Source organism: Rhodococcus oxybenzonivorans (assembly GCF_003130705.1).
GTDB lineage: Bacteria > Actinomycetota > Actinomycetes > Mycobacteriales > Mycobacteriaceae > Rhodococcus_F > Rhodococcus_F oxybenzonivorans.
Window position 1 is genome coordinate 6,488,213 of sequence record NZ_CP021354.1, and the last position, 12,599, is coordinate 6,500,811.

10 protein-coding genes are annotated in these 12,599 nt (G+C 64.1%); 3 read left to right on the forward strand and 7 right to left on the reverse strand.

All coding sequences use genetic code 11. The features are described 5' to 3' along the window. Nucleotides 1-80 precede the first annotated feature (80 nt). Nucleotides 81-1,697, forward strand: coding sequence for a glucose-6-phosphate dehydrogenase (zwf, locus tag CBI38_RS30105; protein WP_109334662.1), 1,617 nt, complete (start codon nucleotides 81-83; stop codon nucleotides 1,695-1,697). A 101-nt stretch (nucleotides 1,698-1,798) separates the two neighbouring features. Here the strand turns inward: zwf and hxlA are convergent, their stop codons facing one another. Next, nucleotides 1,799-2,428, reverse strand: a complete 630-nt coding sequence (hxlA, locus tag CBI38_RS30110; protein ID WP_109334663.1) for a 3-hexulose-6-phosphate synthase — start codon at nucleotides 2,426-2,428, stop codon at nucleotides 1,799-1,801. 45 nt (nucleotides 2,429-2,473) lie between these two features. Further along, nucleotides 2,474-3,055: a 6-phospho-3-hexuloisomerase gene (gene hxlB, locus CBI38_RS30115; RefSeq protein ID WP_109334664.1), complete on the reverse strand. Its 582-nt coding sequence runs from the start codon at nucleotides 3,053-3,055 to the stop codon at nucleotides 2,474-2,476. Nucleotides 3,056-3,245: 190 nt separating this feature from the next. Between hxlB and CBI38_RS30120 the strand changes: the two genes are divergently transcribed. Further along, on the forward strand, nucleotides 3,246-4,466 hold the full coding sequence (locus tag CBI38_RS30120; RefSeq protein ID WP_109335482.1) for a helix-turn-helix transcriptional regulator: 1,221 nt from the start codon (nucleotides 3,246-3,248) through the stop codon (nucleotides 4,464-4,466). A 930-nt stretch (nucleotides 4,467-5,396) separates the two neighbouring features. Here CBI38_RS30120 and zigA read toward each other — a convergent pair. The 5 genes from zigA to CBI38_RS30145 all read right to left on the reverse strand — a co-directional run bounded on the left by zigA (nucleotide 5,397) and on the right by CBI38_RS30145 (nucleotide 10,958). After that, nucleotides 5,397-6,608 (reverse strand): zinc metallochaperone GTPase ZigA, encoded by a 1,212-nt coding sequence (zigA, locus tag CBI38_RS30125; RefSeq protein WP_109334665.1) that lies wholly within the window; start codon nucleotides 6,606-6,608, stop codon nucleotides 5,397-5,399. Nucleotides 6,609-6,723: 115 nt separating this feature from the next. Next, the gene (gene nthB, locus CBI38_RS30130) at nucleotides 6,724-7,362 is read right to left on the reverse strand and encodes a nitrile hydratase subunit beta (protein ID WP_109334666.1); all 639 of its coding nucleotides are present in this window, start codon (nucleotides 7,360-7,362) and stop codon (nucleotides 6,724-6,726) included. 26 nt (nucleotides 7,363-7,388) lie between these two features. Then, a complete protein-coding gene (nthA, locus tag CBI38_RS30135) occupies nucleotides 7,389-8,012 on the reverse strand; it encodes a nitrile hydratase subunit alpha (protein ID WP_109334667.1) in 624 nt (207 codons plus the stop codon). 64 nt (nucleotides 8,013-8,076) lie between these two features. After that, on the reverse strand, nucleotides 8,077-9,150 hold the full coding sequence (oxdA, locus tag CBI38_RS30140; protein WP_109334668.1) for an aliphatic aldoxime dehydratase: 1,074 nt from the start codon (nucleotides 9,148-9,150) through the stop codon (nucleotides 8,077-8,079). Nucleotides 9,151-9,404: 254 nt separating this feature from the next. Beyond that, on the reverse strand, nucleotides 9,405-10,958 hold the full coding sequence (locus CBI38_RS30145) for an amidase (protein WP_109334669.1): 1,554 nt from the start codon (nucleotides 10,956-10,958) through the stop codon (nucleotides 9,405-9,407). Between the two features lie 576 nt (nucleotides 10,959-11,534). Between CBI38_RS30145 and CBI38_RS30150 the strand changes: the two genes are divergently transcribed. Then, entirely contained in the window at nucleotides 11,535-12,578 is a 1,044-nt protein-coding gene (locus tag CBI38_RS30150; protein ID WP_109334670.1) for a helix-turn-helix domain-containing protein, read from the forward strand. Nucleotides 12,579-12,599 lie beyond the last annotated feature (21 nt).

Below are 12,599 nucleotides of genomic sequence, written 5' to 3' on the forward strand. Positions count from 1 at the left end.
GCTCGCCGCCTTCGACACTGGTACCCGACGCATTGTCTGAATGCGCCTGTAGTGGAGCGAAAAGACGGAGTGCAGCTGAAGTGACCGTATCTGAAGTGCAGGAGCGAAACCCGCTGGCAGGCGGCCCAGGCGTTGTCGGCGAGGCATTGATCGGCAACACCGGTCAGGTCGCAGAGCCGGCGTCGATGGTGATCTTCGGGGTCACCGGTGATCTCTCGCGCAAGAAGCTGATCCCGGCCATCTACGACCTCGCGCACAGTGGTCAGCTGCCGCCGGACTTCGATCTCATCGGGTTTGCCCGGAACACCACGGATGTCAAAGCCCGCCTTCGCGAGTCCGTGAGGGAACACGCGCGTACACCGTTCGATCCGGTGGTGTGGGACGAGCTGGCCGAGCGTATCGACCTGGTACAGGGGTCGTTCGACGACACCGCGGCTTTCGCCCGGCTCGCCGCCCGGCTGGCCGAGCTCGATGTCCGCCGCGGCAAACCGGGCAACTACGTGTTCTACCTGTCGGTTTCGCCCTCGGCGTTCGAGGCGGTCTGCGACCAACTTGCGATCACCGGACTGAACCGGACTGCGCACGGCTGGCGCCGGGTAGTGGTGGAGAAACCGTTCGGGCACGACCTGGCCAGCTCGCAGGCCCTCGGTGCCGCACTGGAGAGGGTGTTTCCGCCGTCGTCGATCTACCGCATCGACCACTACCTGGGAAAGGAGACGGTGCAGAACATCCTCGCACTGCGCTTCGCTAACGGGATGTTCGAGCCGTTGTGGAACAATCGGCACATCGACCATGTGCAGATCACCATGGCCGAGAGTGTCGGAGTGGCCGGGCGTGCCGGGTACTACGACGGTGTCGGTGCCGCCCGCGATGTCATCCAGAATCACCTGCTGCAACTCTTGGCGTTGATCGCGATGGAAGAACCGGTCGCGTTCGACGCCGACAGCATCGCCGCCGAGAAGATCAAGGTCCTCTCTGCCACCGAGCTCCTCGGCCCACTGGCGGAGACCTCGGCTCGCGGCCAGTACGGTGCGGGTATCGAGAACGGTGTTCCCGTAGCAGGATTGGTTGACGAGGCGGGATTCCCCGCCGACTCGGCGACCGAAACCTTCGCGGCACTGACGGTCGGTGTCGCGACCCGCCGATGGGCCGGCGTTCCGTTCTTCATCCGTACCGGAAAACGCCTCGCTCGGCGGACGACTGAGGTTGCAGTGACCTTCAGACCGCCCGCTCACGGTTCACCGGCCGCGCGAGCTGCTGCGGTGTCCAATGTGCTCGTCTTCCGGGTACAACCGGACGACGGCATCGAACTCCACATCGGCGCCAAGCGCCCCGGCGACGGCATGCACATTCAGCCGGTCAGCCTCGGGATGGATTTCCGGTCGGTGTTCGACCCGGCCCCGGAGGCCTACGAACGGCTGATCTGCGACGTGCTGCGTGGAGACGCCACACTCTTTCCTCGCCGGGAAGAGGTCGAATGGTCCTGGCGGGTCATCGATCCCCTTCTCGACTATTGGGCCGGTGTCGGTCGGCCGGACAACTATCTCTCCGGGACGTCCGGCCCGGAGTCGGCGGATCGGATGCTCAGCCGGTCCGGCCGTGCGTGGCGGTCGCTCCGACCCGATAGGGCAGGGAGGCTCGGCGAGGTGGGACCGATCGAGGGGTTCGGTCCCACCTCGCTAGCGGACAGAAGCTGATCCAGTCTTGGACACAGGCACACTGCAGCCGACACCGCACCATCAATAGCGAAGGGCCCCAAACACTTTTGTGTTCGGGGCCCTTCGCGACTGGATGATGACTACTTGGTGAGGGCGTCCTTGAGCGCCTTCGCGGCCGCGGCCGGGTCCTCGGCGCTGTAGATGGCGCCGCCGGCGACGGCGACGTCGGCACCGGCGTCACGGACGGCGGCGATGGTGTCGACCTTCACACCACCGGCGACGGAGAACGGGACACCGGCGATCTTGCCGTCGTCGAGGAGGGTCTGGATGGAATATCCGGGCTGGGCCTGCTCGTCGAGACCGGCGTGAATCTCGACGAACGCGACACCGAGCTTGGCGATCTCACGGGCGCGCTCGACACGGTTCTCGACGCCGATCAGGTCCGCGACGACCTTCTTCCCGTGCTTCTGACCCGCTTCGACCGCACCCTTGATGGTGGCATCACCGGCGGCACCGAGGACGGTGACCAGGTCGGCGCCGGCAGAGAACGCCAGGTCGGCCTCGAGAAAGCCGGCGTCGGCGGTCTTGAGGTCGGCGAAGACCTCCTTGTCCGGGTGCGCCGCCTTGATCGCGCTGATGGCACTGAGGCCGGCGCTCTTGATCAGCGGGGTGCCGAGTTCGATGATGTCGACGTACGGGGCCACCTTGTGGGTCAGCGCCAGCGCGTCAGCAGTGGTGAGCAGATCGACTGCAACCTGCAGCTTCGTCATGTGTTTCTCCTGTTATCTATCTCGGGTGGGGTTGGGGGTTTCGGGTCAGCCGATGTTGGCGTGGCGTTCCCACAGCCGCTCGGCGGTCTGGTCTTCGTTGTCCCACAGCGCCTGGAACAGTGCGTCGAACGCGAGGAGCACGGACTGCTCGAACAGGCTGCCCGCGTATTGGCGGGTGATAGTCGCGCTGTGGTCCTGCTTGTCGGCCGCCGGCAAGACCAGCACCTCGTCGGCACGCCGGGCGAGCGGCGAGTCGGATGCGGTGGTGACGGCCAGGAGCGAGGCCCCCACCTTCTTCGCGGTGTCGGCGGCGCCGACCACCGATGCGGTAGTACCCGACCCTGACACGGCGATCAGTACGTCACCGGTGCCGATCGCGGGGGCGGTGACCTCACCGGCGACGTGCACGCGCAGGCCGAGGTGCATCAGCCGCATGGCTGCCATCTGCACGGCCAGGCCGCTGCGTCCGTTGCCGATCACGAACACCGCCCGAGCGGAGGTGATCAGCGAGCCGGCGCGGTCCCATTGTTCCGCAGCAACGGAATTGAGCAGCCGCTCGTTCTCGGCGAGCACGATGCGGCGCCCGTCACTGAACCGTGTGCGTGTCTGCTCGACGGTGACGGTCATGATCCTCCTCGGTGATAGCCGTTCTGTGGTGAACTCGACACTGCCAACTACCGCCTGCTTCGACACCCGGCCGCTCGGTGGGTTCGGGCTGGCCGATTGGCCAGTGCCCGCCCGCCCCTACCGGCGATACGGTGGATGCGTGGTAAGCACGGAGGACTCTGTTCGGTTGCAGGTCGACCCCTGGGTGGAGATGCGGAAGGTGATCACGGGACCGCTCCCGGACATCGCGACGCGCTTCTCCCGGTTCCTCGGCCAGTTGTGGCCGCACGAGGCACTGGTCATCTTCACCCGCGAGTGCACGGGGCGTCCCCGCAAAGTAGCCGGTAAACGCGCCATCGTCGACCGGGTCACCATCGACGAACTCGACGAGATCAAGCAATCCCTCGAACCCGGCGGCGTTTACGACGGCGTCGCCATGCTGGCCGGCGTCCGCCGCCGAGTGTGGGCCATCCGCGACGTCTGCGACACCCTGCTGGTCCTGGTTCCGCGGCCGTCTGAGACAGGTGCACCCGACCCCGATGAGGTCGCCGCCGTGTTCGGGATCGTCGCCACGTCGATCCAGCACCAGGTGGCGCAGGCCAGCCCCGACTATCTCGCCGAGTCACGGGCCGCGTCGAGTGAACGTGCCCGCACCATTGCCGAATTGACGGAGGTTCACGAGGCGACCCTCTCCTCGATCCTCGGAACCCTGCGCTCGAACGATCTCGACGACCGCCGTTCGCGGATCACCGCCAGCGAAACAGCCTCGGCCGCGTTGATTTCGCTGCGGTCCGCAAGTGCCGCCGACCGTGCCCTGTCCGAGGAAGCGGTCACCACCGCATTCGCCAAACTGCACGGGGAATTGCGACCACTGCTCAAGCACCGTGAGGTCGACGTCGAATACATCGAACCGCCGGCCGACGGCCGTCCACTCCCCGGTGAGGTGGCGCACGCGGCGCGGGCGATGGTCCGGGCTATCGTCCTGGCATTCCTCGCCCAACCGGTACTGACCAGAATGCGGATCGCGTGGGATTGCGACGGCGACAACGTCCTGATCGAGGTCCGCGACCAGGGTCCCGGGATCATCGACCGAAATGCACTGACACGGCAGCTGTCCGGACGCCTGAATACTTTGCGCGGGCGGATTGACATCGAATCGATCCCCGCGTGGGGGAGCAGAGTGACGCTCACCATTCCGTTGGACCCACCCGCCGCCCGACCCGACGAGCACTTACTCTCCACCCTGAACCCGCGCGAACTCGAAGTCCTCGCCCACCTCGCGATGGGCAAACGCAACCGCACCATCGCCGAGGAACTCGGAATCAGCCAGAGCACCATCAAGTTCCACGTCGCCGGCGTGCTCAAGAAACTCGACGTCGCCAACCGTGGAGAGGCCGGGGCCATTGCAGCGCGGGCCGGCATCGTGCCGTAGACCCAGTGCTTGGCCGGCGTAATCGAGGGCCATGTGTTCTCGCTCGAGAAGTCGGCGGTGGCATCAGGCCACGACGAATGATCGAATGTCATTTCTCGAACGGCTCGGCCGCGCTGAGTGCGAGGAGTCGGTCCCAGCTTTGGTGGCTCAGTATCTCACGCCGATCGGTCCGTTGAAAACCGAGAAAGCAACCCCTAGTGACCTGAATGTTAGTGGGAGTGATGCCCGCGCGGCACCCGATTACTCCATGTCCGCATGTTCGGAATGTTGATAACCTGCCGGAAGTCTATTGCCACACTAGTTGCTGCAAGAACTTCCGCAGTGCTGCCACTGCTGCGGCCGGTTCGTCCCAGAACAGCATATGGGCGGCGCCGGGCACCTCGATCGGTTGTGCGGGCCGGATTGGCTTGCGCAGCGACTCGTGCCGTTCCAGTTCCTGCTGACGTCACGGCCAACGTGGCCAGAATTTGAGCCACGTCATCGGCGTACCGCTATTGGCATGGTGGGAGGTGATCGCGTGATTGGCATGCTGCCTGACATCGGCTCGGGTTCATGAATGACACGAGGCCTGGCCTATGACAATCAGCACCGTGACCGCGATGCGCTACCTACACGCCGCGCATTCACACCGCTCTCAGCCACCCCACTGAACTTCGGAACCGATTCCGCTTCGATATCTCATGAAATCCGGGCACAAGAGATCGGGTGCGACCGTCCATCCGGCTGCGGTCAGCCATCGTTCCACCGGTTTGGTCAGGTCGCAGTTATTCGCCTTCTCCGCGACAGTTCCGGCGAGGATGGGTCCGACTGACCCAGTACGGGTCAGTCATGTCTCATGACCGAGAATCCGGGAACCCGCGCGGGTTCCTGAACTAGGCGACCGATCGGCATTTGCTGCCATCGGGACGGCGGAGGTCAGATGGCGCTTCTTCAGGCAAACGTGCGGGTGACCTGGTCGGTAAGATTGTCGCCGAGTGGGTCGTGCCATGTTGTCCAGGTGTCGGGGCCGAGTTCGATCTCGGTGGTGGTCAGCAGGCACGCGTCGAGTTGCTGACGCAGTGTGTCGGGGTCAATTTCTTGACCGATGAAAACCAGTTCTTGCCGGCAGTCACCAACTGGCTCTTCCCATTTGTCGAGTATTCCCGTGCGGCGGTAATCGTCACTAGGCCAGTAGGACTCGGGTAGAAATTTCCACCACCGTCCGATGTAGCCGTGTCGGATCAGGTGGCCGGCCTGGGAGATGCTGCCGATCTCGGTGAATCGGCTCGCGTTCCAGTAGTAACCTTTGGCGCGCAGGAGACGCCCGTTGGCCCATTCGCGGGTGAGGAACTGGTGTAGCCGCCCGGGGTGGAAGGGGGCTCGTTCACGGTAGACGACGGAGCTGATTCCGTATTCCTCCGTCTCGGGGGTGTGTTGGCCCTGTAATTCTTGGAGCCATCCGGGGGCCTGGGCGGCCTTCTCCAAGGAGAACAGACCGGTGTCCAGAATGGTTTCGAGTGGGATCTGGCCGTGGGACATCGACTGTATGCGCGCAGTGGGATTGAGTGAGCGCAGGACCGCGGTCAGTTCGGTCAGGTGCTCTGCTGTGACGAGGTCGGACTTGCTGACCAGAATGACATCGGCGAATTCGATCTGATCGACCAGCAGGTCGGAGATGTCGCGTTCGTCGTCTGGTGCATCGGCCTCGACGCGGCCACCGGTCTGGTAATCGTAGAGGAAGCTGTGGGCGTCGACGACGGTCACCATGGTGTCCAGGCGGGCGACATCTGCCAGCGCGTGTCCGTCGGTGTCGATGAAGGTGAACGTTTCAGCGACTGGTAGCGGCTCGGAAATACCGGACGATTCGATCAGGAGGTAGTCGAATCGTCCATCGGCTGCCAGTGCACTGACTTCCGCGAGAAGGTCCTCGCGAAGGGTGCAGCAGATGCAGCCGTTGGTCATCTCGACGAGCTTCTCTTGTGAGCGGCTCAGTGAGATCTCCCGTTCGACTTCGGCGCTGTCGATGTTGATCTCGCTCATGTCGTTGACGATGACGGCCACCCGCCTGCCTTCACGGTTGCGCAAGATTTGGTTGAGGAGCGTGGTTTTCCCGGCGCCGAGAAATCCTGACAGCACGGTCACGGGAAGTCGTGTGTCGGCCATTGCGTTGAATCCTTCCGAGAGGTCGGGGAGGTCCCGGCTGTGGATGTGGCGGCGGCGGGCACGCGAACTGGGGATGCGTACCCGCCGACGCAGTTGGTGACAGTGTGGGAGCGGGTCAGGCTGCCGGTTCGAGGTAACCCTCGAATAGGTCGACTACGACGCTGCCGGCGTCGGTGTCGTCACCGAAGAGGTCCTCGGCCGCGAACTGGACGTGGTAGGTCGGTTCCGCCCCGGCGTCGTTGCGGCCGTGGCCGATGGCGTCGGGGAAGGGCCACTGGTCGCCGGTGCGGTGCGTGACGGTCCCGACCCGGCCGCGGCAGTAGGCCGGCATGCGGATGTGCCCCGGGACGTACTCGTCGCGCACCCGGACACGTTGCCCGACCTCGAAGGTGATGGTGTCGGTGCGGGCCGGACGTCCCTCCGACTCGGCCGGCCGGGACAGCGGGAACGGGCCCCCGGCAAGCGCTTCGAGTTCCTCGTGGGTGAGGATGCCCTTTTCGACCATGAGGGTGGCAACGCCGATGGCGTACCTCTCGTAATAGGGCGTCATCATGTAGTGGCGGGGTTCCATCCGCTCGACGACGTAGCGGACCTCGTCGACACTGAAGGCCCCCAGCTCCGCCACTCCGAGGAAGAACAGGCTGTAGGGCAGGTGTTCCCAGTCGGCGTGGAAGGTGGGACCGATATCGGCGTTGACGGTGTGGGGCACCTTGCCGAACCCTTGAACACCGGCGAGATCGTGTACTCCATCCATGGGTTTATCTCCTATGATTCGGTGGATCAGTTGGCCGGGACCTGCGGGACTGCGACCCCGATCAGGCAGTCCTTGGTGACGATCTGCTGTAGTTGCTCCTGGGTCCAGCCTTCGGTGCCGGCGGGCCGTTGGGGGAGCACGATGTAGCGGGTCTCGGCGGTGGTGTCGTACACCCGGATCTCGACATCCTCGGCGATGTCGGTACCCATCTCGGACAGCACTTTTCGAGGTTCGCGGACGACGCGGGCACGGTACTCGAAGCTCTTGTACCAGGTCGGCGGCAACCCGAGGATGGGCCAGGCGGTGCAGGAGCAGAGGGAGCAGACAATCACGTTCTTGAGGGTGGGGGTGTCCTCGAGCGCGACGATGTATTCGCCCTGCGGTCCCAGATAACCGTACTGGTCCACGGCCGCGGTGCCGTCGGTGAGGAGCAGTTCGCGGAACTCCGGGTCGGTCCAGGCCCGCGCGACGAGTTCGGCGCCGCGCTTCGGGCTGAAGTCCTCCTCGAAGGTCTTCTTCCACGCTTCGGTGTAGCCCTCGGGGACCACGCCCTTCCCGTCGAGCGCACGGAACAGTGCCCACGCGCGATCCGACGCCGGCGCTTGAGCTGGTGCGGCATTGTCTGGTGTGTGTTCGATCGTTGAGGTCATTGTTTCCACTTTCTGTAGGGGGCTGGTACGTACGAAGTGGGAATTTGGTGTGTCGGGAAGCGCTTTAGGGTAGGTCAGCGGCTAATGCCACGGTTTGTGCATCGCGCAGCATGCCGGTCCGGGGATGGCAGTTGATGTACTCGTACAGTTGGTCGCGTGCATCTGACACCGATACCTCGTGATACAGACGCAGCTTCGACAGACCCTCGGCGACTCGGAAAAAGGTAGTGAAGATTCGCAGATGGGTGGGATGGGATTCTGCCCAACGCTCCAGTTGGTCGAGCGAAGCCCAGTGCCCGATGTTGTAACTCAGATCAAGGAAGTTCCCTTCCAGGTCGATATTGCGTACGAACCTATTGCTGTAGCAGCCGACCGTCTCGCCGCTGTCGCGAAGAAAGTCCATGCCCTGCTGCAATGTTGGGAGGATGTCATCGAGATACAGGGATCGTTCTTCTGATTCGGCATCCTTCCAATCCTGACCGGAGCGAATCAACGCGATGTTGTCGTGGCCCTGGATCATTACCCGACCACCAACGGCGGGATCACCACTGATCACCCGCAGTTCGCCCGAAGGCTGCATCCAATCAGTTTGGGACAGCGGGAAACGTTCGCGCATCGAGCCCCAGTACCCGTGCTCGTTGATGTCGCCGCTGATCCCGTCCATCACCGCGCCGATACCAGGGAGGTCTTCCTGGAAGGCGTACAAAGTCTCGAATTGCTCGGCCCGGGGGGCGACGGTCTCGCGAAAGTAGCCGAGTCCCTCGGACAGTCGTTCGTCCGATGCCCACCAGTCGGCGACAACGGAGGTGCTTATCCAACGGGTGTAGGAAGCAACATCTTTCCAGTAACCCACCACCATCAGGTTCTCGTAGCCCTCGTTGTCCTCATGGTGGGTCAGGTCGTGGTGCCGCGGGCCGTCCTCCATATCGAAGCTCGAGACGATGCCGCGCATTGCCGCAAGAGCGGCCGTCCGGTGCTCGTCGCCGCGGAACTGCACGCCGAGATACGCCATCACCACCTGCTGGAGGGTTTCATCAGCGCGCCCGACCCACATGGGGAAGGGAGGTTGGTAGTTGTCGGGCACACGTCGGCTCAACGTTCGGGGACATACGAGGTGGTCGCTGATTGCAGATTCCATAAGGACTCCTGTTTCATCGAGTTGGGGCTTCGAGAGAATCTCGGAAACTCGTATAGGTCAGAAGCTACCGTCCACTAACGGTGTGAATTTGACCACGAGCGACTGATAGTTCGACGATGAGCGACAGTCAGTGAAGAAGCCGGAGAATTGCCGGAAACGGACCGGAATCGCAGGCCTTCTCCCATTCGGCACGGAAGACAGTCCGCGTCAGGACAAGGCCGAGCCCGTCCGTGTCCTGAGGACGAATACTTTGTTTACGCGAAACTTCTTGCGGTCGCGGCCGCCGGTGGTGAAGGAAACGCGCCAACAGCATGTTCGTAGGTGTGTGCCACGCGCAGGACCGTGGCGTCGTCGAAACGCTTGCCGACGATCATCAGACCGGTCGGCAAGCCACCGACCAGACCGGCAGGGACCGAGCACGCCGGGTGCCCGGTGACGTCGAAGGGAGCGGTGTTGCCCACCATCGACAGCGCGACATGCAGGTAATCGGCCAGGCCGGCATCGGCTGGGGGAATCTGTTGGGCGGTGTAGGGGACGGTGGGCATGACCAGTACGTCGAAGCGGGTCAGTGCGGCGTCGTAGGCGGCGCGCAACTCGGGTACGAGTTGGCGGGCCATGGCGTAGTACTTGCCGCCGCCGACCTCGAAGGTATAGCGACCCGACAATCCCACCAGCTTCACGGTCTTGGACAGCTCGTGGCCTCTGTGGAGGCGCTGGGCGGCGAAGTGCGCGACCAGCTCCGGGTCGTAGAAGCCGTCGGTGTTCATCCCGTAGGCGTTGCCGTCGAGCATCTGATAGGCGGCGCCCTCGGTGGCGATCACGTTCCACACGTGCATGGCGTCGAGATGCCAGGGAATCGACACCTCCTCCGCCGCCAGTCCGGCACCGCGCAGGACGTCGACCGCAGCCCGGACGGCAGCGTCGACGTCCGGATCGGACACGGGTGTGCCGAAGCCTTCGGTGACGACACCGACACGGAGCCCGGACGCCGATTGGGTGATCGCCGACAGGTAATCGACGACCTCGATCACGGTCGGCTGGCGGGGATCGGCGCCATCGGGTCCTGCCAGCACACCGAGCATGACGGCCGCATCGGCAACGGTGCGGGTGATCGGGCCGAGGTGATCGATGGTTCGCTCGATGGGAAACGCCCCGGTGTAGGGGACCAGTCCGTGCGTCGGCTTGTGACCGACGGTTCCGCAGAACGCTGCGGGGATCCGGATGGAGCCGCCCTGGTCGCCGCCGACGGCCATATCGACGTCTCCGTTCCCAACGAGTGCTCCACTGCCGCTGGAGGAGCCGCCGGAATTGCGTGTCGGGTCCCATGGGTTGCGGACCGGTGCGGGCTGTGATGTGAAACTGGCCCCGGAGAAACACAGGTCCTCGCACACTGCCTTACCGGTGATCGTCGCACCGGCATCGAGGAGCCGGCGGACCACCGTCGCATCGCGGCGAGGGATGAAGCCCTCCACGGTGCGGGATCCGTTCATCATCGGGACACCGGCGACCGCGACATTGTCTTTGACTGCCACCGTCTTTCCGGACAATGGGCCGTCCGGTGCGCCGGCGATCTCGGTGGTGACGTACCAGGCACCGAGACGGTTACGCTCCGGTGCGGCCGGCGCCCATTCCCGCTGCGGGGTCGGTGGGGCGGAGCGCCGATAGAGGTTCTCGACGGCGGTCGACGCACCGAGGGACGCTTCGACCGCAGGTGCAAATTCCTCGAGTTCCGCAGCGGACAGGCCGAACCGAAAGTGCCGGTCAAGCGCGGCCAGGCGTGCGGAATCGGGTGGGGGCAATGTCGACATGAAAACTGTGTCTCCTTCGGTTGAACCGCGGCACGCCCGCAGGGGCATGTTCCGAGGACAGTTGAGAGTCCTGTGCTGCCAGGGCAGTAGATCTCATCGGCAGTGGCAGGGCTCGGATGGGGCCGTGGATGAGGCCGCGTGCTCGCGAGCAGGCATCAGGTGCCTCGGTGGCGATGAACCATCCGACGGTGCAGGCGCAGTCGATGACTTGTTCGTCCACGTTTGCGCAGCCTCCAGCACACAACATCATCAGTCCAGGAGGTCCCCTGAACACCCCCGGGATTTCCGGCGTACTCGAACGGTAGGCGCTTCCGGGGCGTGGCGTTTGACGCTGAGCGCCAGCCAACTTTGCACGTTGCGACACTCGTCGCAGGGGCCAATCACCAGATTGGGAACGGAGGACTCAGCGGATCGGGTCATGGCGCCGCGCGCGGTGGGGCGGCTCGTCCACAAGGCGTTGCCTGCTCCTCGCCGCCGGGTCGGTGGCATGCTGCTTCGACGTAGGCAGTCCGTGCAGGTTGACATGTGATTTCATCGCTCTTAGCGTGGTGTTCGCGCGAGCAGAAGGAGCCGTTCATGTCGTCGTTGCCGCCGCCGGATGGTGACATGGTGGACGATGACTGCCCGGACTGCCGCCGCTCCGGCGACTTGATCAAGGTAGCGCCTGCTCCAGTCCCATCGACACCCCACCAGGGCCGCGAAGTGGTGCGAACCACCGCTCTCGGCACCTGGATCGAAACGATCCGCGACACGTTCGTGGCACTGGACATCGCGCCGATCGAGCCAGAGAACTTTACCGGGGCGGTGCAGACCCGCCATTTCGCGCACCTGATGGCGGCCGACGTCACGGCCACATCCCAGATCTTCCGCAGAACGGCCAGGCTTGCCAACCGCCATCCGCTCGAGTTGATGCAGATCGGCATGGTCGTCGCCGGTGAGGGGCAGCTCATCCAGGACGGGCGCACGTGCACCCTCGGCCCGGGAGATTTCGCCCTCTACGAGACTTCGCGGCCATTTACCTGGAGTTTGCATCCGGAGTGGCACCTGCGCGTGTTCACTTGGCCACGGGCCTCGTTGTCGCTCACCGAGACTCAGTTGCAGGACTTGACGGCGCGGACCGTACGATCCACCTCACCCGTGGGACAGTTGCTCTCACCGATGCTCTCCACCCTCCTGGTGGCCGATGGGGAGGTATCGTCCGCCGGTGCCATCGGCCTGGCAAGCGGGCTGGCGGACCTGGCCATCACGGCGGCCCAAGAGGAAGGTCGATCCAAGGACCCTGATCCAGGTCTGCGAGACCTCTACGCGAGTATGGTGCAGCACATCGAACGCCACCTGGACGATCCGGATCTGTCCCCCAGCGGTATCGCCCAGGCGTTCTTCGTCTCCACTCGAACGGTTCACAGAGTGTTCGCACGCTTCGGCGCAACCGCTGCCGCCACGATTCGCGAGCACCGGCTCGAGGCCTGTCGTCGCGCGATGATGGCTCCACGCAACAGATCCCGATCCCTGACCGACATCGCCTTCCAGTTCGGATTCGTCGATCTATCGGTCTTCAGCAGAGCATTCACGACGACCTACGGCATCAGTCCGAGCCGGTACCGCGAACAACATCGATGAATCATGGACCGAAATGCTCGA

Bases quoted from the DNA above. Each gene is read 5' to 3' on its own strand.
- hxlA (WP_109334663.1), bottom strand. From the start codon at position 2,428: ATGACGAAGCTGCAGGTTGCAGTCGATCTGCTCACCACTGCTGACGCG.
- hxlB (WP_109334664.1), bottom strand. From the start codon at position 3,055: ATGACCGTCACCGTCGAGCAGACACGCACACGGTTCAGTGACGGGCGC.
- CBI38_RS30120 (WP_109335482.1), top strand. From the start codon at position 3,246: ATGCGGAAGGTGATCACGGGACCGCTCCCGGACATCGCGACGCGCTTC.
- zigA (WP_109334665.1), bottom strand. From the start codon at position 6,608: ATGGCCGACACACGACTTCCCGTGACCGTGCTGTCAGGATTTCTCGGC.
- nthB (WP_109334666.1), bottom strand. From the start codon at position 7,362: ATGGATGGAGTACACGATCTCGCCGGTGTTCAAGGGTTCGGCAAGGTG.
- nthA (WP_109334667.1), bottom strand. From the start codon at position 8,012: ATGACCTCAACGATCGAACACACACCAGACAATGCCGCACCAGCTCAA.
- oxdA (WP_109334668.1), bottom strand. From the start codon at position 9,150: ATGGAATCTGCAATCAGCGACCACCTCGTATGTCCCCGAACGTTGAGC.
- CBI38_RS30145 (WP_109334669.1), bottom strand. From the start codon at position 10,958: ATGTCGACATTGCCCCCACCCGATTCCGCACGCCTGGCCGCGCTTGAC.
- CBI38_RS30150 (WP_109334670.1), top strand. From the start codon at position 11,535: ATGTCGTCGTTGCCGCCGCCGGATGGTGACATGGTGGACGATGACTGC.